This is a genomic window from Virgibacillus sp. FSP13, assembly GCF_054048505.1.
The window spans coordinates 325,995-351,298 of record NZ_JBSVKG010000002.1 but is presented as its reverse complement, the minus strand read 5'-3'; the positions used below and the strand labels follow the sequence as shown (position 1 = coordinate 351,298).

Below are 25,304 nucleotides of genomic sequence, written 5' to 3'. Positions count from 1 at the left end.
TGTTAGCTCATCGAATCAACATGTTATTTATCGAAAGGATTGATTTTTCATGAACTATATTAAAGAACTCAAGGCATTTAAGGATTGGCTATTAATCAATGATCTGCCGGCTCATGCGATTGTTTTATGGTACACATTAATGGCAATTAATAATTCCGTTGGCTGGAAGCATCATTTTAATGCACCTAATTCAGTGGTGGGAAAACTATCCGGGTTGAGTAAAAATCGTCTACATGAAGCGAGAAAGCGATTGATCGAAGCTAATTTTATAACGTGTGAAAATGGCAAAAAGGGTAAGGCGCCTGTTTATAAAATGGTTTCGTTACTTCATCGCGATGATCAAGCGATGAACTCGTCACTTTACCAAAACCGGGACCAAGCAACGGATCGATTGAAGGACCAATTCCGGGATGAATCACAAAACGAATCACCGGACCAATCGTGGTACCAACTGCAGAATGAATCAGAGCCCCAATATAGGAATCAATCACGGGATCAGTCCGGTAACCAATCACAAGATCAATCCCAACACCAGTCCCAAGCTCATATTGCACCAAACGCCGATGCGTCTCAGGACGAACTACAGAACCAATCGGATGATCAATTTTGTGACCAATCGTGGTACCAATCCCAGGACAAATCACAACATCCATCCAGGACCATACCTAAACAGAAACAAAAAGAAGAAAGAAGAGGAGATCCGCACGCTGAAAATCCATTTGACTTGTATCAAAATCATTTCGGTACGCTGCACTCATCGTCAAGAAAAGCTTTTATGAACTGGTGTGATAAGCTTGGTGACGACATGATGATCGCTGCAATTAAGCATGCGATAAAGCACGGTGGTCGAACATTTCGCTACATCGAAAAAATTTTACAACAATGGACAGATGCCAATTTACATTCGGTTGATGAGGTAGAAACATATGTAAGTGAAAAATCATCATGGAAAGGTGCAACCTCTTTTCAAAACCAAGTCGAAGCAAACAATAAAGCGGTGCTTGCTGAATTACGGAAGGAGGGATGGGCATGAACCACAGTGAAGCGATGGACATCTTAGAAACGATTACGCAACTATACCCGAAAAGTGAGATGCCGAGGAAAAAAGCCCAGATAATCATGTCTCAATTTAAACATATGGATTACCAACGTGTTAAGGACAGACTTGCACAACATGTTGCGACTTATCATTATCCTCCAACCGTTGCTGAAATTGCTGCCTATCCACCGGAAAAAAATGATACATTGCCGAAAATACGGGAATGGCAGCATGAAGCATCCAAGGTGCCAAAAGCGACAAAAATGCGGTTTCAGGAGCAATTACGTAAATTGATCATGGAGAAATCGAATGATGACTAATACAAATATGGCGGCTGAGGCGGCGATTCTTGGAGCTGTTTTGTATGATGGAACTGTTTTTAAGGAGTTAACCGTCCAGGAAGAACATTTCCATTTTGCCAAACACAAAAAAATCTATCGTGCGATGAAGAAAGCATCTGAGCAAGATGATTTAGTCGACATGGTTACGGTGACAACGTATCTAGAGAAAGACATTGACGAAGTTGGGGGAACAACCTATTTGCTGCAGATGGCGGAATCTGTGCCAAGTATTGAGGGATTGCAACATTATGAACGACTGGTTTTTGATTCCTATCGAGCAAGAGAATCAAGTAAACATGCATTCGCATATGCGGAAAATCCAACCGGACAAAAATTGGATGGATTGATCAACAAATTGCAAGAATTTCGGGATGCAGGCGTAGATAAAAAGGAGAAAACAACGAATGATTTTTTGATTGAAATCACCGAAGAAATGTGTGATCCACAGTCTGAGCAGTCTGGTTTCATCACATCTTTTGACGAATTTGATGAAATGACTGGCGGATTGCAGCGCGGGGAATTAATCGTTGTTGCAGCAAGGCCATCTGTTGGTAAAACCGCATTTGCGTTAAATTTGGCAGCAAATCATTGCCAAACTGGCGGATCTTCTATCGTGTTTAGTTTGGAAATGGGGACAAAACAATTATTACAACGATTGATTTCAGCTGGGGGAACACTAGATGGTCAAAAATGGCGCAGCATGGCTTTTTCCGAGCAGGATTATGAACGGGCCATGCGAGCAGTTGGTGAAATTTCCGATTGGGGGTTAACGATTTTTGACCAAAAACGCACGATCACTGAAATTCGTTCTGCGATTAGAAAAACTGCTCAGGAGCATCCAGAGGAAAAACATGTGACGATTATCGACTATCTACAATTAATCACTCCTGGTGGCAAAAAAGAACGACGCGACTTGGAAATTGGGGAAATCACGAGAGAGTTAAAGCTGTTGGCGATGGAATTGAACATGCCAATTGTCCTGCTTTCCCAGTTATCGCGGAATGTGGAATCAAGGCAAAACAAACGGCCATTAATGTCTGACCTTCGTGAATCAGGAAACATTGAGCAAGACGCAGATTTGATTGCCTTTCTATATCGTGACGATTATTATGATACAAATTCAGATAGAAAAAATACGATTGAAGTTATTCTCTCCAAACAGCGTAATGGTCCAACAGGGACAGTGGAACTTTTTTTCAATAAAGAATATGGCCGATTTGAGAATATGAATAGTCAGGTGATGAATTGAGTATGTCACAGAAATCTTCTTTACATGAGCCCGTTTGATTAAGTTTTTCATACTACTCCCATGTATGTTTCTACACTTCCCGAAAATACTATAGGTAAAGTCTGACTTGGAGGAAGTTATAGATGGAAGATAAAAAAAAGTGGGATTTAATTTCTATTGCTTCAATTCCGTTAGTTATGACGCTGGGGAATTCGATGCTAATCCCGGTATTGCCTGTAATTGAAAAAAAGCTTGCCATTAGTTCGTTTCAATCCAGCTTAATTATTACGGTTTATTCCTTAATTGCAATTGTCCTCATTCCAATTGCCGGCTACTTATCGGATAAATTTGGCAGGAAAAAAATTATCATTCCCAGTTTGATTATTACCGCGGTTGGTGGGCTTGTTAGCGGTCTGTCAGCGATGCTTCTGGATAATTCGTATTACTTAATCTTGCTTGGCAGATTTATTCAAGGGATTGGGGCATCAGGGACTTTTCCAGTTGTCCTTCCATTAATTGGAGATATGTATAAAGATGATCGGAAAGTCAGTACTAGTTTGGGGATAATTGAAACTTCCAACACGTTTGGAAAAGTGTTAAGTCCGATTATCGGTGCGGCATTAGCATTAATTGTTTGGTACGTTCCACTCTTGGCGATACCGGTATTTAGTTTTGCTTCGCTTCTGCTTGTTTTCTTTTTATTAAAAGCACCAGAGCAACAGGAAGAACCAATTCCGTTCCGCAAATTTATTGCATCGATCAAGGCAATTTTTGCAGAAAAGGGTAGATGGCTTTATGCGATTTTTGCAATTGGATGCATCTTAATGTATGTCTTGTTTGGGGTATTGTTCCATTTATCAACCTTGCTTGAGGAAACATATAAGTTGACCGGTTTACTTAAAGGTCTAATCTTGGCAATTCCATTACTTGCCTTATCCCTGGCGTCTTATTTCACCGGGAAAAAAATCGGACAAAGCAAACCATTAATGAAGTGGCTCACATTCTCAAGTTGTCTATTGCTATCATGTTCTGTTTTTGCCATCAGCTTTTCAGAGCAAATTTATCTATTAATTGGTGGGTTAGTCCTCGGTGGAATTGGTATCGGTGTATGTCTTCCATGCCTGGACACATTTATTACAGGTGGCATCGAAAAAGAACAGCGAGGCACGGTCAGCTCGATTTACAGTAGTATGCGGTTTATCGGTGTTGCGCTAGGGCCGCCATTGTTCGCTGTTATTATAAAATCGACTCATCAAATCCTTTTTTTATCGACTGCTGCTGTGTGTGTGATTGCTTCTATTTTGGCTTTGATCGCTATTCGACCGAAGAATCAGGAGAAGCAAGTGGAGTAATGGATTTTAAATCGATTAAGGGAAATAAATCGCTAGGCGGTTTATTTCTTTTTTTGTGGACTTTTTGAAGTATCAATAAGATTTATAATATTTAATATTCTCTCTAGAGCAAAAATAAACTATAATAAGATTATAGTGATTGTTCTCTTCTCCATTTTTTGTTGGTACAGGGTATACTTATTAATATCAATAGAGGATCATTATACCTAGGAGGTCATAATGGAGTTTTATAAATTTAACAAGAATAGCGGTAAAAGGATTTCAAACTTTAATTCAGACTTTATTATGTCAAGTATTATCCAAACAAATAAGGCAACGAACATTGGTTGTATGTATTTGAATGAAAATGGTAATGTAGGCTATCACCAAGCAGCAGTACCCCAACTCCTTTTAATATTGAACGGAGAAGGTTATGTCCGTAATGAAAAAGACGAATATTGTAAAGTCTATTCTGGGGATGCTGTCTTTTGGGAAAAGGATGAGTGGGATGAGACTAAAACAGATACAAGGCGTTGTTATGTGCGTTGAAAATTGCGGAAGGGAATCAAGCATTATTGATCGATGGGAGTGATGCAGAAGTGCTGTTCAAAGTTGAAGATATTCAAGGATATTCCCCACAAATAGGACAGCTAGTTTCAATGATGAATTATGTAAGATTTACGACATTAAATGCGGTCAAAGGATTAACTGTTGAACAGTTGGATTATTTGCCAAATAAGGACGGTAATTCAATTGGTGCGTTATTGCTACATATGGCTGCTGTTGAATTTGGATTCCAAGTTGAGCTATTCGATAAAAGAATGCCCAATAAACAAGAGAGTGAAGAATGGGGAGCTGCCTATCAACTTGGCGATTTAGGCAGAAATCAAATTAAAGGTAGGCCTTTAGAGTTCTATTTGAATAAATTGGAAAAGGTTCGTAACAGAACTTTAGCTGAGTTCAAAAAAAGAAATGATGAATGGTTGTATGAAGAAGCGAGTTGGGATAACAATTTATCGAATCATTATTTTATATGGTTTCATACTTTTGAAGACGAAATCAACCATCGAGGGCAAATTAGGTTATTAAGAAAGATGCTACCGTCTAACAGGTAAATCGACGTATGGCTTAATTGTATTTTAAAGGAAATTGTATCCTGGTAAAGCTAAAGCCACTTAAATTGAATTGAGGTGAGATATGCATATTAGGAAAGCTATTTCAAATGATGCTAAAAGTGTTGCGAAAGTACAGGTTGATAGTTGGAAAACGACATATACGAAAATTATTCCGGATGAGTATTTAAATCAAATGACGTATGAAAGTCGAGAGCAAAATTGGAAAGATATTATATCGAAACAATCTGTATTCGTTGTTGAAACTAATGAAGGTGAAATTGTTGGTTTCTCTAATGGTGGTAAAGAAAGAACAGGCAAATACCCCACTTACAAGGGCGAATTATATGCAATTTATATCTTGGAGGAATACCAAAGAATAGGGTTAGGTAAATTGTTGCTTGAACCGATCATTGAAGACCTAAAGCAACATGGTGTATTTTCTATGACGGTTTCAGTGTTAGCAGAAAATAGTTCCAGACTTTTTTACGAATCTTTAGGGGCAAAAAGGATTGACACTATTGAGGTAGAAGTTTTAGGAAAAAAGCTCAAGGAAATTGTTTATGGCTGGGATAACATAAGCGTAATCATTTAATTCCGTTATTCAAGTAGGGTCGCCTTTCTTCAATCATGATTATAGCTTGTTTTCACTAAACCGGTAATAAAACCTCATTGACTATGTTTTAAAAGTAATCTATGCTAAGATTAATTGTTAGAAAATTCAAACCAGATTTCAAGCGGAATTTTGTTTAGGGGGTAGATATTATGACATATCAAAAATACACGGCGTTGAAAATTACAAAGGGGAATACGTCTAGATAGAGAAGCGTTTCCCCACCTTTGAAAGGGGAAAATCATTTGAATCAAACATTGTTAATTATTGATGCCCAACAAGAATTAATTGAAGGGAGTCATGCAGAAAGTGCTGTTTTTAATAAAGAACAACTTATTAGGAATATTAATATAGTGATTGAAAAAGCAAGAAAATCCGGTGTTCCAGTTGTCTTTGTGCGGGATCTGGATATTGCTGAAGGTAAAGGAAATGGATTTCAAATTCACAATGAAATTAATGTACCTACTGAGGCTAAGATTTTCGATAAAACTGCAACGAATTCCTTCCATGGGACAGGGCTTCTCAATCATTTAAGATCTCAGGTAATCGAGCATGTTGTTATTATGGGCTGTGCAACACAACACTGTATTGATAGTGCAGTCAGAACAGCCACTATTAGTGGTTTGGATGTTACATTAGTCGGTGATGGACATTCAACAACGGACAGTGATGCTTTAAGTGCGAAACAAATTATAAAGCATCATAATGAAACACTTCATGGCCATTACAATGTGGAACACTTTTCCATTGTCAGAAATGCAGAGGAAGACTTGTTTCAGCCAACTCATGATTCATATAGGTAATTTGAAAATGCGATACAGAAATGGGTAAAAACAATCGGATAATTTTATAACGAATAACATCCCAATTTCTTCGTTACAACACCAAGAAATTGGGATGTTTTAAAAAGCGGGATTAGGGCCATAAGAATGTACCAACGTTGACATACTTTTTACCGCTGAATGACAAGAAATGTATCAGTAAATGACAGGTGATTACTACCTCATATCTTCTGGATGATTAAAGTTAAAGGGCCATACGTATTTTGAATTATCAATGTTATACTTGTTTACTAACTTGATGGTTAGTTCCCAAAAAGGTCGGTTCCGTAAAAAAACAGCTTCGATAAACACAATATACAGTGTTCGTTTAACAATAATATTCACCATATATTGTATGTAAATGCCCAATCTTAATCTTTTTGGGTGGGAACCACTTGATTGATTTTTAATAAGAACTGGCTTCAACAACCGGGCCATATTGCTGCATACAAACTGTTGCTTTCCGTTCCGACGCACGCTTTCCGGAGGGCGTGGCTTGAGCCTCCTCGGTCGCAAACGGAGCAGGGGAAAAGCCGGAGATAGCATCAAACGCTTACCTATTGCAAACGATTGTTAAGGAAAAGGGATGGGGATTTTATGAATGACTTAAAGCATCAATTGCTAGAAATTCGTGCAAATGAATATAATTTTGCTAATCATAATTTGGATGATTTAAGCCTGGAAATGATAAAGAATATTGGAACAACGGACTTTGTGCTTCGTGATGAATTGATATATACTACATTCGCGCAAATGATTCTTATAAAGGACTTATTGGATCAGAATCAGCTGAATCAACTTTTAGGAACTTGTTTGGATGAGTGGCATTTATTTTATGGTCTTGGTGAAAAAGAAAATGATTCTGTTTTTGCAAGAGCATTTTCAGTATTGGTTTTAGCTCTTGTCCTTGACGCTGACAATCGACAGTCTTTTTTATCGGAAGGGGAATTTAATGCTATAACAGATAAAACTTTTGATTATTTTAATAACGAAAGAGATATAAGAGGGTATGTTAAAGGAAAAGGTTGGGCACATGCACTGGCTCATGCGGCAGATACCTTGAATGTTATTGCCAACCATTCTTATTTTACGGGAGAAAGGGCATTAAATCTGTTAAAGATTATTAGGTCTAAAGTTATTTTCTCTGACTCCGTTTACTGCTACAATGAAGATGAACGCATGGCACTTCCTGTCCTGAGTGTATTCAAAAGTGGATTATTAAGTGACCAACAGGTTGTTAACTGGATTAGCGATTTCCGTTCTCAGTTGGAAGAACAGAAGAAAATTGTGTCTGATCCCGACGGTTTGAACCTGCTACTTAATGTCCGTAATTTTTTAAGCAGTTTATATTTCAGATTAAAATTTGAGAAGATAAGAGATCACTTTCAAAGGGAGATTGAAAATACATTGAATTCTATTCGTGGGTTTTAAGCTGTTATTTGAAACACATTTCAGTTCAACTAACGGGCACGATTGCGGCATAAATCATTGCGCCCTTTATGCCATATAAGGGACATATTTTTTAACAAAGGAGGTTGTAAAAACCTCTTTTTAATTTGATTTTTATTTATAAATGATGTAATATATAATTTGCATATGTTAAATATATATTGCTTAAACGTAGGTGAACTTATGAAAAATAATGTGAAGATTGCTCGTATTAGGGCTTCTCTTAAGCAAGAACAATTAGCTTCTCAAACAGGAGTAACGCGGCAGACAATTGGGTTAATTGAAAAAGGAACTTATAATCCAAGTCTTCAGTTATGCGTAGCAATAGCCAAGGCGCTTAACAAAACTTTAGATGAATTATTTTGGGAGGTTGAATAGCAATGAAATCTTGGATATCGTTTTTGTTACCGGATGATGAATATAAAGAAAAAATGATGTTGTATTTTTACTGTGAAGGTGCGCTAGTCCTTCTCCTTTCCCTTATCGTAATGATTATATATAACACTTATTTTGATATAACAGTAGTTAATGCCTTATTATTATCAATTGCTATTTTTCTTTTTTATGTCTCAACAAGATATGTAGTATCTGGCATTGAATATACTGATGTGACTACAACTAAGGCATATAGAAAAGAGTTAAAAGTCATAATTGTGAGGATAGCTGTATTTATTATAAGCTTAATTGTAGGAGGTTTGATTTTCACTGGTCCGGAGAAATGGTTTGAAGTTTTATGGTTGACACTAAGTGTTAGCTTAATTTGGTTTGTCGCAAGTTTTATTTCTTTAAAACGTTCTTATAACAAGAACAAGGATTTATTATAAACCATATGTTCAAGAATCGGACGCGTTGTGGAAAAATGGGTGGCTTTAGCTTACGCTGACAACAAGTGGTAAGTCCAATCACTAGTAAAAAAGATGACAGAAATAGTACATTCTAATGATCGTAATCAAAGCGGGATTATTGAACAGGTCTGGTTCTAGAGGAAACTTTTTGACAGTGTAAACCGTATAAGCGAATAGTGCGATCAATTTAGTTCAAAGGAGAAGATAGCAATGCCAATTCAAGTGATTTTTGTCCTGTTAATTGGGGTCGTATTTATTTATTTTGGATATTTAATTTTCACTGGTAAAGCACCAACTTTACTTGATTTTTTCTTAAAACAGGGTGTTTCCTATAGTGATAAATTATCATCAAGGTTTTTTGGTACAATTATTATAATTATTGGCATTATTATTTTAGTCTTACCTTTTATTCTTGGTATTGAGAATATGAATATTTAGGTAGAGGTTTAATAAAATGGATACACAATAAAGATACAAATGTTACAATTATTAGTATCTTTTAAATCTAGAAAGTAGGTTGTTATATATGAGTAATGATTCTATTATCCAAATGTGGGAGGACTATCGGAAAAATAATCCCAATGTACCAACGGTTTATGATGCATGGGCATTTGGTGACTCAAAAGAGATGGCTGATGAACTTGCAGCATTAGTGTTAGAAGGAACAAAAACCGCAACAGCATCGAATTATACATTATATGAATTGGATAATGAGGCATTGCCACATGTTGGTCTTCACAATATTATTCTCAATGGGGATGGAGAGGCTGTCGCAATAGCGGAAACGACATCAGTAGAAGTTGTTCCTTTTGATGAAGTTACTGAGGAACACGCCTATTTGGAAGGCGAAGGTGACCGAACATTAGCTTATTGGCGTGACGTTCATGAGACTTTTTTCAAAAATGAATGTAAAGATACAAATATAGACTTTCATTATAAGATTCCTGTTGTTTGTGAGAGATTTAAGCTGCTGTATAAAAAATAATGTATCTGTCAACATGTGATGGTGTTTTTTAAACAAGGAAATTATTTATATAAAGTAAAGAGGGATACAATGAGTAAAACAGATGAAGGGTACAGAAAATTTAAGATAGGTTTTCACTTTACTATTCTGATTTTTGCGATAGGCTTGATTATATCGACCATTGTTGGCTTTAACGATATGGAAAGAGCACTGCTGTATTTAATTTTAGGTATTTTGTTTGTTGGTGAAAGTATATTTGGATTATATAAAAATTTTAATAAGCGGGTAATAAGGTACGAGGATAAAAAACGGTAACCATCATCTGAAGGCGCTAAAGTTATTAATCTTTCATTCGCGGGCAATTTTTTGGATGTTGAGGAGGAACAAGTATACACAACCCACGTTAAAATAAGGACGTTTTATGACAATCTAGAGAGAAAAAATCCGGTCATTATGGTAGGAACGGATCGCCTGCGAAGGAAGTTGTCATCACAGATTGGATGGAACGGTATATTATTAAGCTGAATACAGAAATTCTATTACACGTAGATGATAGGTGGCATTAACAATGAAAAGAATACTATTACTCGTAACGACTTTATTTACAACAGCATTACTTCTTATGGCCTGTAGTGATGATGCTGAACAAAGTGAAAACAGTAATACAGATATGAATCAAGCTACACAGAATCAAGATAATGCGGAACAAAACGACTCTCCAGACAATAAAGGAGATAAATTGGAGTCCACATCAGAATCAGTGGAACCAGACACCGACAGTTCTAATGAAACAACTTCAAAAGAAAATAATGGCTCAAATAATCAATCCAATGACGATGAGAGTAATGCATTGTCTAATTATTCCTCCGATGAAATTGAATTCGCTCGTGTTTGGCTACAGCTTGGTGCGAATCAAGCTATAGAAAAATTGTATGCCAAACATATCTCAGCTGGTGAACCACTTAATCCTGACGATGAAACAAGTACTGATTATCCGGAAGATGTTGTTCAGTTATCCGGCGCCCGTCTAGTAGATGGAGTGGTGACTTATAGTAGCAATGGAGATGGTACAATAAACATATATAAAGTTCCTAAACGCTGGGATGGTAAGAACCCTGCTGGTGAGGATACTTATAAAAGAATTACGGAGAATACAAAAAAAGTATCCATTGCCCCTGGTGACGATGAAAAGGTTGAAGAATTGATTAAAATACTTGAAATTGATTAGTCAGCAAAAAAGCACTATATGACATTACAAATCAAATTGAGCATGTAAAGACATTCATTTGCAGGTTTCTCATGGGGAGTTAATATGTTTAATAACATCGGGATTGCCATTGATAATCAAGTAAAAACAAAATACATTATGAAATTAGCTAATTACAAGACAAGGGCGCTTCCAAATTTTAAAAAGAGGTGTCCCTGTTTATGTTTTTTTATGTATTTTTTGTTTTGCTTAGTTAGGCTATAAAGGAATACGTATGGATATGAGGTGTTCATGATGAGAAAAAATTTTTATAGAGTGATAGGCTTCATTACCATTTTATTTCTATCAGGTTGTTTCAATTATGATGAAGAAGCGGAAGAGTTGGTTGAGTACTATAATGGATGGCTAAAAATTAGAGGTGAGGAACCAAAATTGGGGGTATTCATTGATATTGGAACGGAAGAGGATGAAGAAAAAATAAAGCGGCTGTTAAGTGAAAACGTGATGCCCGTTTTTAGGGAAAGTGTGGAGTACCTTGAAAACGCTGAATTGGATCACAAACATATACAACAATTAAATCAATTACTTATAGATGAAGAAAAATATATTCTAGAAATGTGTCAAGAATTAAGTGACATATTGAGAGAAGGAACAAAAGCAGAATTTGATAAAGCACTAAATAAATCGAATGAACATGAAAACGAACTTCTTGAAAAAAAGGCAGATAAAGTCCATGAGAAAAGAGAAGAGTTGATGGATAAATACGAGATATATTGGATTATTGATTATGATGAGTATGGAAATGAACTGGAGTTGCTGGGAAGGGATAGATAAAAAAAGCAGTCAACAAATCCCCTGGTTTTAACTTGTCAAGAAAGGAAGGGAATGTTCTGTTGCGTAAACTCTTATTTTCTATGTGTTTGACGCTCATTATTTTGGGAGGTTGCGGCGATCCACATGAAAGGGCAAAAAAAGAAAGCGTTGCAACATTAGAAGCATTTTTTAATGAGATGGATCACGATGAACTGATTATCGATTCAAACAATTTAGAAGAAGTAATGGGGGCACTGAATAAACAGTTAGGGGAATACTTTACAGGAAATTTTACAAGAAAAATAGAAAATGACATCCACCAAACTTTTAGATTTAATAGAGACTTTGCAGATCATCCCAAAACGTTTACCTTCTTTCTCACAAATGCGGGTGATGGTTTTCGATTTGCAAAAGGCGAGGTTTCTGAACATAGTCTATGGCTCACATTAGATGATGAAATCGTAGGCACAGAGATCTTTATTCGTTTAAACCCAGATATTCCTGAGTGGCCAAACACCTTTGGAGAAAGTGCAACTGTGACAATGTTGAAGCTAGACGGGAAATGGAAAATAGATAAGGTACGTTATTCATCGGGTATTTTAGAATCTTCCATTACTAGAATTGATTAACATCACTGTGGAACGTGCGGATAACATCTACACATAGGTTTTTTATTAATGGTTGTTTTGATTATTCCACTCTTTCGGAATCCCCTTTTTTGAACAACCCCTATTAGAGAAATTTAATTTATGTTTTTTTATAACGGGTGCTATGTTCTACAAGGAGGGGGGTGGACAGTATAACGTATGTGATCAGTTTCCTACGGGCGCAGTAATTGTGTGCCAGAATCAAACCATATTCTCGTATAAGGAGGTAAATTATAATGACAAAACAATTGATTGGCAAAACAGCCATTGTAACAGGAGCAAGCAGTGGTATTGGAACTGCAATTGCGAAAGAACTTGCTGGGACAGGTGCTAATGTCGTACTTGCAGCAAGAAATAAAGAAAAACTTGAAAGTATAGCCGCAGAAATCGGCAAGGAAGAAAAAATATTATGTGTCCAAACCGATATGACAAAGCAACAAGATGTTGACTTTCTGGCCAAACGTGCAAAACAAATCTTTGGAAGTGTAGACATTTATGTAAATAATGCTGGGAGAATGGGTTCGAGTAGGGTTTTGAAAGGAGATGTCTCTGACTGGGAGCAGATGATTGATATAAACATCAAAGGCGTTCTTTACGGCATTCATTCAGTCTTACCAGATATGTTAGAGAAAAGAAGCGGTCATATCGTGAATATTGCTTCTGATTCAGGATTTGAGGTTATTGAAAGACTTACAGTGTACTGTGCAACAAAATTTGCCGTGCGTGCGGTTTCCACTGGACTGGAAAAGGAACTCGCCAATACCGGCGTACGGACCACCAACATTTCACCGGGGATGGTAGAAACCCCATTAAGCTCAAACAGCCCCTTTGAAGCTGAACGAAAAAAGCTTGAACCAGCTGATATTGCAAGAGCAGTCGTCTATGCCGTGACCCAGCCGGATCATGTGAACGTGAATGAAATTACAGTTAGACCAGTTTAACAGAATTATTTTACAACAAACGGGAGCTTTTCTTAATAAGAAACAGTAAATAGAAGCATTTGAATATACATCGGATACCAGCGATGTATGACATATCCGAGGTATACTGGCATAATAAGATACAATGAAGTACATAAACCAACAAATCGTAAAAGGGGACTTAGTAAAAATGGCACAAGAGATTCAACTGCGCGCACTAGAAAAGGATGATTTAGCCTTCTTGCACAAACTGTTTAATAATCCGGAAGTCATGAATTTTTGGTTCAGTGAATCTTATATGTCACTGGAACTTATGAAGGAAGAGTTTGACAAAAATAAGGATAATGAGCAAACACGTGAATTTATTTTAACGACCCATGATCAGGAGAAACTGGGCTTTGTCGGTCTGTATGAAATCGAGCAGCGACACAGGAATGCGGAATTTGCCATCATGATTGATCCCGCACATCAAGGAAAAGGTTATGCAGCTACAGCCACCAAATTGGCGATGGACTACGCATTTTCGGTACTTAATCTCCATAAACTTTACTTGATTGTAGCCAAAGCAAATAAAAAGGCCAGTCATATTTATGAAAAAGTCGGCTTTCAAACGGAAGGTGTAATGACTGAGCATTTTTATATCAATGGCGAGTATCATGATAGTATTATGATGAGTGTATTTCATAGGGATTATTGCAAGATGAAGTATATTTAGAAAATATTAAAGGAATGGAGATGAAAGATTATGTCAAAAGAACATTGGGATAATAGTTTTTCAGATAAAGATTTTGTTTATGGTGAAATTGAAAATGCATTTATAAACAAGATGAGCCATATCATTACGGAACATTCAAAACTGGGTTGCTTTGCTGAAGGTGAAGGTCGGAATGCAGTTTATTTAGCAAAACTTGGTCATGAGGTGACAACCTATGATCAATCAACAATTGGCTTAGAAAAAACGAAGGCTTTGGCTGGCCAAAATAACGTTAATGTAAATACAGTTGAAATTGATTTGACGAAAGAAAAGGTCAAAAAAAATCAATACGATGCCGCAATAATGGTATTTGGGCACGTTCCCAAAAAAGATCAGCAATTTTTAATGGAGAGTATGATTGGATCAGTGAAAAGCGGCGGGTATGTCATCTTTGAAATTTACTCAGAAGCTCAGCTTGCGTATCAAACTGGTGGTCCGAAATCTGTTGAAATGTTATATGATCCAACAGATATTCTGGATTGGATTAAAGATTACAAATGTATCCATTTTTATTATGGTGAAGCCGATCGAAATGAAGGAAAAAGGCACATAGGTCTAGGACATGTCATTCAAGTTGTTATAAAGAAATAAAAAAATTAAAAGAGAGAGTTTTTTAAAAAGGCTGCTGATTCAAAAGGGTGGACTCCTTTTATATATCAATGAAAATATGTTGTTTCCTGAAGCATGGGAAAAAGTGATAAGGAAAGGGAAGTCTACCTTAATATATACCTAAGTTTCGATGATAAAGCTATGTAGATGAACGTGATGAACCTTGTCAGTTTGTTATAGAGAGAATACAAATGAAATCCCTTTCCCAACAGCTTGATTTTATTCGGCAAAACGACACGAACCAAGCATCTTGAACTTTCACTAAGAACGAGTGAACTAAGGGCCAAGAACGTCAACGTCATTTTGGTATACGTATTCATGACAACAAGCCGGCATCTACCTTGACTTTTGCTTCAAGCACGCGTATAGTATGGTCTTGTAATTAAATACTTGTATTTTTCTTATCCAGAGAGGTGAAGGGACTGGCCCATTGAAGCCTCAGCAACAGACATTTGTACTGTGCTAATTCCAGGAGCGTATGCTGAAGATAAGAAGAGTGAAATTGACGGCAACTAATCCTCTTCTTATTGATTTTAAGAAGGGGGTTTTTTATATCAAGTAAACAATACAGGAGAGCGTATAAGATAAAGCGCGGTCTAAGAGAACAATAGGCAGCAGCCAAAGATACCGGTTGATGTTTTTGCACTGTGGAAGAAGTTCTCGCTTTCCGGGAGATATTCCTGCACTACGGAAGAAGTACACATTCTCTGGCTATTCTAAGCAAATTACAAGCATTAATATACCCCGTCTAGTATATGATGGGCAGATGGTTGATCAAAATAAATGATGAAAGAAAGGATTCGACGTTTTATGAGTAAAATGAACCAAACTATAGATCATCAAGAAACACCAAAACAATTCAATAAAGTATGGATGGTGCTTATATTAGGAGCGCTAACGGCATTTGGCCCACTATCAATGGATATGTATTTACCAGGATTGCCAACTGTGACCGAAGATTTCCACACAACAGCATCTCTTGCCCAGCTAAGTATAACGGCAACTTTAATCGGCTTGGCAATTGGTCAGTTGGTATTTGGTCCGTTAAGTGATATTAAAGGAAGAAAGCGACCACTTCTTGTGACATTGACGACTTACGCATTTGCTTCGCTTCTTAGTGTGTTCAGCGGAAATATATGGGTATTTGTTGGTCTGCGATTTATTCAAGGGGTTTCAGCTGCCGCAGGAATTGTGATCGCGCGTGCCTCGTCACGAGATATGTATACAGGCAAGGATCTAACGAAATTCATTGCGATGCTTGCACTGGTAAATGGTGCTGCTCCTATTCTGGCACCGTTATTAGGAGGAATTGTGCTCAATTTTGCATCATGGCGGTTCGTATTTGTTATTTTGTTTGCCATTGGAGTTGTAATGTTGCTTGCCGTAACCTTCGCCCTTCCGGAGACACTGCCGGAAAAAGATCGGAAACAAGGTGGTCTGACAGAAACAATTCAAACGTTCGGAATTTTGCTGAAAGACCGTGTGTTTATTGGGATTGCATTGGCGCAGGCATTTGCATCGATGAGTATGTTCGCCTATATTGCCGGGTCCCCATTCGTATTGCAAAATATTTATGATGTTACGGCATTGCAATTTTCCATTATATTCGCCATTAATGGTGTAGGCATCATTATTGCAGCACAGCTTACAGGAAAATTGTCTTCTAAAATAGAAGAGGCGCATTTATTAAAGTGGGGAGTTTCGATCTCCTTTACCGGTAGTTTGTTGCTCATTGCTACTGCTTTGTTATCCTTGCCAATGTGGGTGTTGCTACCAGCGTTGTTCCTTGTTGTCTCAAGTGTAGGAATCGTTAATACAACAAGTTTTTCCTTGGGAATGCAGCGCCAAGGGAATATGGCGGGAAGTGCGTCCGCTTTTCTTGGCATCCTTCCGTTCGCTGGAGGCGGGATTGTTTCGCCACTTGTCGGGATTGCCGGTGATCATACTGCTGTACCGATGGCTGTTATCATACTTATTAGCAGTACAATGGCTTTCACGATTTTTCATGTTCTCGTCAAACAAAACAGCACTGCCATTACGGATAACTCATCTGTCGTGAGTCAAGTGTAGGAATTTGCAGATAAATAAAATAACCCCCGAGAACAAAGGCTATTTTGGCTATTTGTTACCTGTTATCCTGAAAATGAAATTGAAGATTGTAATAGGGTAAAAAGGGGAGGTGAGAACGCCTCTCCTTTCATGTTTTCTTGCCCACTATAATGAGCAAATTTCATAGATTTTCTTCGGTGTATAGAATCTTACATCCTTTTAATGATAAACTAATAAACAAAAGAACGTTTCCATCGATTTCTTGTCTAAGCTTAACGGAAGGTTTTCGCCCTTAAAGTGTAAGCTGACGGGAAAGTTTGATTTGCCAAATGGATTTTATTAAAGGAGTGGAAAAGTGGATCTAGTATGGCTAAAATTAATCTACGGAAAAAAACCAGTTATCATGATAGTTTTAGCCCGCTTGCAGAAGGAAGTTGTCATCACAGATACGGATGGAACGGTATGAAGGGCTAGAATGAATAGTTATTCGAGTAAAAAAGTCTATTTATACAGCTCTAGCTCTCTTAAATGAACCGTATATGAAATACAAATAAACTTACTTATGGGGTGAGCGTTAATTGATTCAAGAAAAAACTTGTGAAAAATGTGGGGACAAAATGATTAAGTGTTATGTTGATAATGGACGTAGGGGTCTACTTGTAAAAATCCTAATGGTGAAAGGGTATTTACAAATAAGAAAAACACTAATATAAATCCATATATATATGCAGTAATTGTGGTTTTAGCATTTGGTATGCTGATAACCCAAACAAATTAATTTAATTTGATATATAACTTTGAAATGAAATTGTATTTTATTCCAACTATTAAAAATCGAAAAATGGATAAAACCTAATAGGAGCTTTTTGTATGAAAAATACGTTGAAAAGTTGGAAAAATCCAGCGATATTATTGTCTTCGATCGGAATTTCTAGCATAGGCGACTTTATTTACTTAGTTGCGATAAATATAATTGTATATCAACTTACGGGTTCTGCAGCAGCTGTTGCAGGACTTTGGATCATTGGCCCATTAACGAATATCGTAACAAAATTCTGGACTGGTAGTTTTATCGATTATCGCAGTAAAAGAAAAGTTATGATCGTAACATACATAATGAGAGCAGTGTTCATCTGCTTCATCCCATTTGCACCAAACATTATGATAATCTATGGGATCCTAGTTGTCTTAAGTGTAGCAGAGGCTTTTTTCAATCCATCATCCATGACGTATGTTGCCATTCTTGTGCCAAAAGAAAAAAGGAAGCGGTTTAATTCAATCCGCTCATTTGCAAGTTCCGGTGCATTTATTATTGGTCCTGCAATTGGGGGGTCACTTATATTATTAACATCTGTTGAAGTAACATTATGGCTTAATGCATTATTCTTTGTGATCGCAGCCATTTTATTATTATTTCTTCCGGAAAAAGAACAGATTGATAAAGAAAAGATTCCGGCATTAACCTTTTCACAAGTGGTTCGTGATTTTACGGTCGTTCAGAAGTTTATGTCGAACAATAAATATGTTTCTTTTATTTATCTTGGTTTTATTATGGTCATGATTTTTTCTTTTGCCATGGATGCACAAGAGGTAGTTTTCACACAACAAGTCATTGGACTTTCTGAAATGGAGTATAGCTTGCTGATTAGTATAACGGGAATTGGCTCTGTGGTAGGTGCAATTTTACTCTCCCTTTTCTCAAATATCTTTTCACTTAGATATATGATTGTCATTGGTTTAACCATGATGACGATAGGCTATGTGATCTATGCATTTTCATGGTCTTTTGCATCCATTGTGGTTGGTTTTGTAATCTTAGGTTTTTTTAATGTGTTCTTAAACGCAGGGATGATGACTTTTTACCAAAACAATGTCCCTGTAGACATAATGGGAAGGGTTACGAGCATTTATCAGCTCATCCAAAGTGCTGTTCAAGTTGTATTTATCCTGGCAATTGGGCTTGTAGCCGATCTTGTTTCCTTACGACTGACGATCGTCACATTGGCACTTGTCATGTTGCTTGTATCTTTTATTTTTTCATTTTTAGTGTTGAAGCCTGGTAAAAAGTTCTTTTACCGAGAAGATGACAGCCATAGCGAGGAATTAATATAGAAGTAAAATAACATTCAAGGCAATTTAGAAGAAAAGTAATCATTGAAAATAAAGGAGGGATTATATGTTTTTGTATATGTTTCTAATTGGTTTAGTTATTGGCCTTGGTGTATATGCATTGACGTATTTTTTCAGCAAATCCATGACTAATAAAAATAGAACAATCGTTGTTTTGGTTGGTGGATTATTTGTATTTTTAGTAAGTCTTATCGTTATTGGCGGCTTTGCCGGGATGCCATTTGGAGTGTTAGCTGCGGGGATGATGACCATCGCAATTTTGTTTCTTGTTTTTGGAAAGAAATTATTGTGGAGAAAGATTATGTATACGGTTATCATTCTTTTTGTCATTTCAACTATTACATATGACTACCTGAACAATGTTGATTATTGGGTAGTAAAAAAGTCGCAAAATAACAAGAACACATATATGGAAAACCTTCAGGAAAATAGCGAGGTACGTGGATATAAAACAGTGACCATATCGGAAGGCTCTAAAGCTATTATTCTGTCATTAGGTGAAGAAATGTCTGGCAATAGTATCGAAGTATTGGACGTCGAAGAACAAGGATACACGACCCATGTAAAAATAAGGACGTTTTTTGATCAGTCAAGGGAAAAAAATCCGGTCATTATGATAGGATTGGACCGCCTGCAGAAGGAAGTTGTTATCACAGATACGGATGGAACGGTATATGAAGAAGTAGAATGAATAGGCAGAAGTGCTTTCTAGAAGGTATTCGGATTATTGTATTTCTGGGAGATGTAACAGGGGTGTACTCATGAAAATAATTATATCGTTAATAGTCGTATTTATTATTTCATTTTTGTTGTTATTCTTATGGATTTACAGTAGTGAAAAAGAAGAACTGAAAGAAAAAAGGGCTAATTTATTCCACGTTGTTGCAACGGCCTTTATACTTGCCTTGGGTCCAACTGTATTTATCGGACTGTCTTTATTTGTTTTACTTGGCTCTGCAAATACGGTTACTATGATTTTCTCCTTACATATAAGCACGAACCAGTTAATTATTTTAGCGATTTCTTTTTTTGTTTATTTATTCACAATTGATAGCGTGATTGAACGAATAGTGAAATATATATTAGGCAGAAATAAATTTAATTATGTCGTCTTACTGCTTATACGGATAATCGGTTTTTATCTGATTGGAAAAATTAGTGGTCTGAATCAAACCGTCAGTATCACGATTGCAGTAGGAGTTGCTTTCATTACACTCTTAATTGAAGTTTTTTTCCATTTGAGAGAAAAAAATAAACAAAAAGATGTAAAAGACGAATAAAATGGGTGCTGTATCTTCAATTAAGCGGTAGCATCACGTAAAACAACAGGATCCATCAGCAATACGCAAACTTTATTTCTGAAATTAGTATGAGGAAACAGGGAAATTAGACATGATCTGGAATAAAGTGATTGTTCCACTCGGTATTAACCGAGAGGGAATCACATTCTCATATCGATCTTACCGTGAACGCCAGTAAGTAGATGTTTCTTATCTACCGCAAACGGGCCTGCATTTCGCAATTGAAATTTGAGCCATTTCGCAACTAATATTGAGCTGCTTAAAATTAGAGGAATTCACAAACTTAGAGAATATATTTTATTACTGCGTAGGATTGAAATGAAGCCTCTACGGGCATGATTCTTTGCGAAAGCGTGGAGGCTAAAGATTTCGCATCTCCATCAGGGTAGGTTATCATGCCAACAAATACAATTGACTTTTGTGAAAGGTAAAAAAATAACAAACTTATAGTGGCTCACTTTTCGATTACCATATACTCGGGAGCTCTTCTGGAATAAGATCAGTGCTCCAACTTCTTGAATTGGTTCAGATTGTTGAGTAACTCATTCTTAAATCATTGGAAATTAATATAAAAATTTTGGGAAAAATTAAAATATCAAGATTAGTGGGGGGGTGGACTTATGCCTATACTTGTTATTGGATTAGTGTTAGTGGTTTTATGTATTTGTTTTACTGTGATTTACTTAATAAAAACAGGGAAAGAAGTAAATTTGAAAAAAAATAGAGGACTCACCTTGATTTTTGTTTTTAGTTTAATTTCTTTAGTTATTTCATTAAAAATATTTTTTAATATTGCGATATATGTTGATGATTTTGGTGCCTCTCCAACAGCCGTATATGGTGGTGACTTCTGGCTTAGTATGGCGTGGTTGCGTTTAGCATTACTTGCAATTATTACTATCATCTCTGGAATTAAACTATTTAGTAAATAAGAAAGGAACGTTGAACTTGACCGTGGAGCAAGTACAAAGATTTGCCTCAATCCCGCTACCCTTATGACTTCTACGTTCGTGGATAACGGGGACTGCTTTCGGAGATTTGTGAAATAATGTAATTAAACAAACTGGTAGCTTTAACGAAAGAAGGAGTTGCGGAGATGGCAACCCCTATGCTTATTGAAGAAAAGGGCAGTTTAGTACAATAAGTAATATGTCCAAATTAAAATAAGTGTAAATGGAGGTAAAAAATTGGATATTTATGTTTGGATTTTGTCTTTCTTAATCATTTTTATGCTTCACAATTTGGAGGAAATTATAACGGTTGAAAGATGGTTACAAAAAACGTATCCTCGGGTTAGTAAGAGGATTCCTTCATTTGCACAAAAGGAACTGAAGAATTATAAAGATATTACATCTGCACAGTTTTCTGTCGTTGTTTTTGTGTTTTCTGTTTTTGCCTCTGCATTGATATTGATAGCTGTAATTACACAACATTATTATTTGTTTTTGGGAGTAAACCTACTTTTTGCTATAAACATATTTACCCACCCATTACAGGCTTTGTATTTAAGGTGCTACACCCCAGGAGTCTTGACATCACTATTATTGATTATCCCTTATTATTGTTTATTTTTCTATCGTTTCTATAACACTGATATGTTAGCCTTGGACTCGATTATTGGGGCAATATTTGTTATGGTCCTTCTTATACCAGCATTCCTTCTCAGCCATAAAATTGGTGAGAAGTGGGGTTGATTTTTTAATCCCTTTCTTAGTGAAATGCATCATGTTGATATGGTATCAGAGGGTGTAATAGTACAAGACAATGTTCGAAAAGCAACAAAGTAGATATTATATCTTCAGCTAACGGAGGCGATTGTTCAATAAGTATAGTTGTATCTTGTGAAAAGAGAGGAGAATTAGTGTGATTGAACTATTTGGCAAGAAGTATCAGTTAGATTTTATGGTATTTTCATTTATTTTTATCATTAGCACAGCAATTGTGTTATTAAATGTTTTCTACTCTATTAAATTTGGTTCTAGTTTAATCAATCTAAATATGGGTATGGGGTGCATTTTGTTTATCTATTCATATTGGAATCTTTTCGTTAAAGCAAATAAAAATTCAAGTGACTAAATCCGTTTGGAGGGAAAATGAACGACAAAACAAAATACAGAACCAGAGTTAGGTCAGATATTGAATCGAAATGGTTTTCAATAGTACCAAAAAGGCTTAGGTATTTAAAGATTTTTAGTGGTCTATGACAATAAACACCTTATTTCCGGAATGTGGGGGGATCAGCTTTGGTCATCGTCCTTTTACCGAATCCTTTTTAAATTGTTCCCATGCAGGTAGAAACCAATGAGGTAGGTAAATTGCCTTAAAGAGGATGTTTAAAAAGACACCAAATGATAAGCGGCGAATCTCTTCGTTGGCTTGTTTCTCCGCTGCTTGGAAAAGAAGATCACTTTTCCCGCGTGGGATGTGAAGTCGGGGAAGCTTGCCTTGTGCTCGAAACTACGCCGCCTCGACCTTCTTGCTTCTAATTTCGCGACTTTTTGAACACGCACTTAAAGGTAACTTTACCGTCATTTATTACAATTTCCCCATCATCTTTACTGGTATCAATCAGAATAAGACTATTGATAGTAGGTGCATATTCATAAAGATAAATGAAGAAGAGAGAATCACCCAACTAGTCATAGATTTCTCTAACGGACTTCTTGTGCTGATGACACAGGTTTTCTGAAGAATAGATATTTGCATATATGATTAATCCTGTTGACTGCTCTTTTGATTTCTGATTTGAAACTGCTTTGTCATAAGTAAGGAGACAATTAAAATAAACTCTAATACATTCATGATCGGAAAGTTTTTGATCCAAATGGCTAAAATACCGCCCGAAATCATGACGAGTGTGCCGATAAAAAGCCAAGAAAAGCGAAATTTCTTCATTAAAATAATGCCAACAATGCCGAGCACCAGGGTGATGATGATTACCATAATAAGACTATCTGACTGAACCGCACTTTCATAGGTTAATACGCCATTTTTCCATTTTGGCTCAAGCTCAAGTTCCTTTATCGAGGCAAGCAGTTCATAAAGAATTAATCCAATGGTCATGAGCCATGCTAAGACCTTCCAGAAAGTTTTTTTGGCCCATGGTAAACCAATTCTGAAACAAATGCTCCAAGCGAAAAGGATTAGGGTGGGGGTAAACAGGGCATGTAACCAAAACCGGACATAGCTTAAAGTTTCCAGCAAGTTCCCTTCACCGATAAATCTTCCGAATGCAATGATGAGGTTATCATAGACGAGTCCGAGAATAACGAGCAGAATGACGTTAGTGAGATTCAACAAGCCATGATTTCTGGAAAGAATTAACCCCCATATGAATAGACAAAGATAACCGAATCCAAGGAAGAAGAAAAGAAACGTATTCATTGGGTCACATCCTTTTTTTCTTATTGTCGCCTAATTTTATTTGGTTACTCTTGCTTTCAGTGGAAATCTCGACATTCGAGTTCCTTATCTTCCTGAGAAACTACCATTAACCCAAAGAGGTGATGCACATTAATCGGAAATTAGTGAAGCAACAGATCAAAAATTGCACTACGGATGAATTAGAAGCTTGGAGAAAGCATGCTGTAAAGTGCTTAGATTACTATTTGAAATATCGGAATGAATTCGAGATTGAAGAATGCAATTTTGTCATTTTCCATATTGATCAACGGTTAAAAGGGTAAGAGTTAAACAAGGAGTTGTTATGAGAGGCTTTTTTATTATGCTAACGTGGCATGGGAGCAATTTTAAATCGTTTTTCAGTCTCATCGGTCTTTATTTAATATGTCAGGTTTACCGGGGTTATCATTTCTGGTTAAATACTAATAAAATGTAGGGGGATTATGGTGAAATTAATCCACGATTTTAGAAATGATCATTTCAGTGGAAGCTTTGTGTTGTTGCTCATTCTTTCTCTCCTTACATTCAAAAAGATTAAGAAAATCGAACAGAAAAAGATGGATGTATATGATAAGGTAAATCGATTGTATTAACCAGATCCCACAGATACAATAATAAAATAAACGTCGATACATCGGAGGTAAGCAAATTGGGGAACTGGTTTCCACGAATTTATGATCCAGCAATGCGACCATTTGAGCGATTTTATTTTAAAAAAATTAGAAGAGAACTTGTCAATAAGGCAGAAGGAAGGGTTTTGGAAGTTGGTTCAGGTACAGGATTGAATTTTCCATTTTACCATCAGATTTCACGGGTTGATGCGATTGAACCGAACGCTTTGATGGTGGAGAAATCGATGAAGCGAAAACATGCTGCACTTGTTCCGATCCATATCCACCAGGTTGAAGCAGGGAATCTTCCATTTGCTGACAATACATTTGATTCTGTCATCGCAACACTTGTTTTTTGTACCATTCCAAATCCTGTTCAAGCACTCCGTGAACTAGAACGGGTGAGTAAGCATGGAGCTCGGATATTATTTTTTGAACATGTTCGCTTGGATCAGGAAATATTAGGCAAAGCGCAGGATATATTAACCCCGTTTTGGAAGAAAATTTGTGACGGGTGCCATTTGAATCGCGATACGCTAGAGTTAGTAAGACAAGCAAATATGTCGATTCAGTATGTGGATTATTATGATAAAGGGTTGTTCATTACGATAGAAGCGCTGAATGAGAGGGCGTGATCTATTATATCCCTTTTTTGAAAACCCCATGCCTGCAAATACACCGCGGAATACATGGTGTATTTGCAGGCATGGGGTTAGTAATCAATTTCCTCAAAATCTTCTGGTTGCGGGGTTGGTTGCTTTTGTTTTAACTTTTCATTTTGAGAAATCTCCTCGTTAATCTCCTGGTACGGTTTTACCTTGCCGAATTGTTGCCTAGCGTGTTTTTTGTTTTCTTTATCATTATTCATTTCATACACCCTTTCGATTATAGGTTATCCAACTGTAGAGGATATATGATGATAGGAATAATTATTCAGATAGTTAGAGCTTGCGTAATTTCCCCAGTTATTATAATATTAAATCAACTCCGTCACCACCTATAATAAATCCTCCAGAATTCTTCTCGTATAGTGGAATTTCCATTTTCTGCATCGTTTTCACATTTCCTGGGATGAAAATTTTTGTATCTACTTATTCTGTAAATGCCGGTCCGCTTTG

General features: G+C 36.6%; 29 protein-coding genes and 1 riboswitch. Of the genes, 27 read left to right on the top strand and 2 right to left on the bottom strand.

Annotated features, from left to right (window positions below):
- The first annotated feature begins 49 nt into the window (after positions 1-49).
- From ACW2QC_RS03715 to ACW2QC_RS03590, 26 genes are all read left to right on the top strand, one after another.
- Entirely contained in the window at positions 50-1,033 is a 984-nt protein-coding gene (locus tag ACW2QC_RS03715) for a DnaD domain-containing protein (protein WP_457542621.1), read from the top strand.
- The gene (locus ACW2QC_RS03710; protein ID WP_457542620.1) at positions 1,030-1,359 is read left to right on the top strand and encodes a hypothetical protein; all 330 of its coding nucleotides are present in this window, start codon (positions 1,030-1,032) and stop codon (positions 1,357-1,359) included. Before ACW2QC_RS03715 ends, ACW2QC_RS03710 begins: the two co-directional genes overlap by 4 nt.
- Positions 1,349-2,629 carry a replicative DNA helicase gene (gene dnaB / locus ACW2QC_RS03705; RefSeq protein ID WP_457542619.1) on the top strand — a complete coding sequence of 427 codons (1,281 nt, stop codon included), beginning with the start codon at positions 1,349-1,351 and terminating at the stop codon, positions 2,627-2,629. Before ACW2QC_RS03710 ends, dnaB begins: the two co-directional genes overlap by 11 nt.
- A 122-nt stretch (positions 2,630-2,751) precedes the next feature.
- Entirely contained in the window at positions 2,752-3,960 is a 1,209-nt protein-coding gene (locus tag ACW2QC_RS03700; RefSeq protein WP_457542618.1) for an MFS transporter, read from the top strand.
- 219 nt (positions 3,961-4,179) lie between these two features.
- The gene (locus ACW2QC_RS03695; RefSeq protein WP_457542617.1) at positions 4,180-4,488 is read left to right on the top strand and encodes a cupin; all 309 of its coding nucleotides are present in this window, start codon (positions 4,180-4,182) and stop codon (positions 4,486-4,488) included.
- A gap of 50 nt (positions 4,489-4,538) precedes the next feature.
- Positions 4,539-5,054 carry a DinB family protein gene (locus ACW2QC_RS03690; RefSeq protein WP_457542650.1) on the top strand — a complete coding sequence of 172 codons (516 nt, stop codon included), beginning with the start codon at positions 4,539-4,541 and terminating at the stop codon, positions 5,052-5,054.
- 82 nt (positions 5,055-5,136) lie between these two features.
- Positions 5,137-5,646 (top strand): N-acetyltransferase family protein, encoded by a 510-nt coding sequence (locus ACW2QC_RS03685; protein ID WP_457542616.1) that lies wholly within the window; start codon positions 5,137-5,139, stop codon positions 5,644-5,646.
- 263 nt (positions 5,647-5,909) lie between these two features.
- A complete protein-coding gene (locus ACW2QC_RS03680) occupies positions 5,910-6,467 on the top strand; it encodes an isochorismatase family protein (protein ID WP_457542615.1) in 558 nt (185 codons plus the stop codon).
- 615 nt (positions 6,468-7,082) lie between these two features.
- Entirely contained in the window at positions 7,083-7,916 is an 834-nt protein-coding gene (locus ACW2QC_RS03675; protein WP_457542614.1) for a DUF2785 domain-containing protein, read from the top strand.
- 201 nt (positions 7,917-8,117) lie between these two features.
- The gene (locus tag ACW2QC_RS03670; RefSeq protein WP_457542613.1) at positions 8,118-8,312 is read left to right on the top strand and encodes a helix-turn-helix transcriptional regulator; all 195 of its coding nucleotides are present in this window, start codon (positions 8,118-8,120) and stop codon (positions 8,310-8,312) included.
- 2 nt (positions 8,313-8,314) lie between these two features.
- Positions 8,315-8,758, top strand: a complete 444-nt coding sequence (locus ACW2QC_RS03665) for a hypothetical protein (RefSeq protein WP_457542612.1) — start codon at positions 8,315-8,317, stop codon at positions 8,756-8,758.
- A 231-nt stretch (positions 8,759-8,989) separates the two neighbouring features.
- A complete protein-coding gene (locus ACW2QC_RS03660) occupies positions 8,990-9,217 on the top strand; it encodes a hypothetical protein (protein ID WP_457542611.1) in 228 nt (75 codons plus the stop codon).
- Positions 9,218-9,305: 88 nt separating this feature from the next.
- Complete coding sequence (locus tag ACW2QC_RS03655; protein ID WP_457542610.1) at positions 9,306-9,764, top strand: ASCH domain-containing protein; 459 nt, start codon at positions 9,306-9,308, stop codon at positions 9,762-9,764.
- A 69-nt stretch (positions 9,765-9,833) separates the two neighbouring features.
- Entirely contained in the window at positions 9,834-10,058 is a 225-nt protein-coding gene (locus ACW2QC_RS03650; RefSeq protein ID WP_457542609.1) for a hypothetical protein, read from the top strand.
- A 253-nt stretch (positions 10,059-10,311) separates the two neighbouring features.
- Complete coding sequence (locus ACW2QC_RS03645) at positions 10,312-10,971, top strand: hypothetical protein (RefSeq protein ID WP_457542608.1); 660 nt, start codon at positions 10,312-10,314, stop codon at positions 10,969-10,971.
- 270 nt (positions 10,972-11,241) lie between these two features.
- Positions 11,242-11,784, top strand: coding sequence for a hypothetical protein (locus ACW2QC_RS03640; RefSeq protein ID WP_457542607.1), 543 nt, complete (start codon positions 11,242-11,244; stop codon positions 11,782-11,784).
- Positions 11,785-11,843: 59 nt separating this feature from the next.
- Positions 11,844-12,392 (top strand): hypothetical protein, encoded by a 549-nt coding sequence (locus ACW2QC_RS03635; protein ID WP_457542606.1) that lies wholly within the window; start codon positions 11,844-11,846, stop codon positions 12,390-12,392.
- A gap of 254 nt (positions 12,393-12,646) precedes the next feature.
- On the top strand, positions 12,647-13,351 hold the full coding sequence (locus ACW2QC_RS03630; protein ID WP_457542605.1) for an SDR family oxidoreductase: 705 nt from the start codon (positions 12,647-12,649) through the stop codon (positions 13,349-13,351).
- 169 nt (positions 13,352-13,520) lie between these two features.
- Positions 13,521-14,045: a GNAT family N-acetyltransferase gene (locus ACW2QC_RS03625; RefSeq protein WP_457542604.1), complete on the top strand. Its 525-nt coding sequence runs from the start codon at positions 13,521-13,523 to the stop codon at positions 14,043-14,045.
- A 30-nt stretch (positions 14,046-14,075) separates the two neighbouring features.
- Entirely contained in the window at positions 14,076-14,675 is a 600-nt protein-coding gene (locus ACW2QC_RS03620; RefSeq protein ID WP_457542603.1) for a class I SAM-dependent methyltransferase, read from the top strand.
- Positions 14,676-15,091: 416 nt separating this feature from the next.
- A riboswitch (SAM riboswitch) is annotated at positions 15,092-15,187 on the top strand.
- A 316-nt stretch (positions 15,188-15,503) separates the two neighbouring features.
- Complete coding sequence (locus tag ACW2QC_RS03615) at positions 15,504-16,763, top strand: multidrug effflux MFS transporter (RefSeq protein WP_457542602.1); 1,260 nt, start codon at positions 15,504-15,506, stop codon at positions 16,761-16,763.
- Positions 16,764-17,612: 849 nt separating this feature from the next.
- Positions 17,613-18,854 (top strand): MFS transporter, encoded by a 1,242-nt coding sequence (locus ACW2QC_RS03610; protein WP_457542601.1) that lies wholly within the window; start codon positions 17,613-17,615, stop codon positions 18,852-18,854.
- Between the two features lie 64 nt (positions 18,855-18,918).
- On the top strand, positions 18,919-19,563 hold the full coding sequence (locus ACW2QC_RS03605; RefSeq protein WP_457542600.1) for a hypothetical protein: 645 nt from the start codon (positions 18,919-18,921) through the stop codon (positions 19,561-19,563).
- 70 nt (positions 19,564-19,633) lie between these two features.
- Entirely contained in the window at positions 19,634-20,152 is a 519-nt protein-coding gene (locus ACW2QC_RS03600; RefSeq protein ID WP_457542599.1) for a hypothetical protein, read from the top strand.
- Positions 20,153-20,793: 641 nt separating this feature from the next.
- Complete coding sequence (locus tag ACW2QC_RS03595) at positions 20,794-21,105, top strand: hypothetical protein (RefSeq protein ID WP_457542598.1); 312 nt, start codon at positions 20,794-20,796, stop codon at positions 21,103-21,105.
- A gap of 255 nt (positions 21,106-21,360) precedes the next feature.
- Entirely contained in the window at positions 21,361-21,867 is a 507-nt protein-coding gene (locus ACW2QC_RS03590; RefSeq protein WP_457542597.1) for an HXXEE domain-containing protein, read from the top strand.
- 1,018 nt (positions 21,868-22,885) lie between these two features.
- On the opposite strand, the gene ACW2QC_RS03585 is transcribed toward ACW2QC_RS03590, so the two are convergent.
- Positions 22,886-23,557, bottom strand: coding sequence for a hypothetical protein (locus tag ACW2QC_RS03585; protein WP_457542596.1), 672 nt, complete (start codon positions 23,555-23,557; stop codon positions 22,886-22,888).
- Between the two features lie 667 nt (positions 23,558-24,224).
- On the opposite strand from ACW2QC_RS03585, the gene ACW2QC_RS03580 reads away from it, so the two are divergent.
- Positions 24,225-24,821 carry a class I SAM-dependent methyltransferase gene (locus ACW2QC_RS03580; RefSeq protein WP_457542595.1) on the top strand — a complete coding sequence of 199 codons (597 nt, stop codon included), beginning with the start codon at positions 24,225-24,227 and terminating at the stop codon, positions 24,819-24,821.
- Between the two features lie 77 nt (positions 24,822-24,898).
- On the opposite strand, the gene ACW2QC_RS03575 is transcribed toward ACW2QC_RS03580, so the two are convergent.
- Positions 24,899-25,054, bottom strand: a complete 156-nt coding sequence (locus ACW2QC_RS03575) for a hypothetical protein (protein WP_457542594.1) — start codon at positions 25,052-25,054, stop codon at positions 24,899-24,901.
- Positions 25,055-25,304 lie beyond the last annotated feature (250 nt).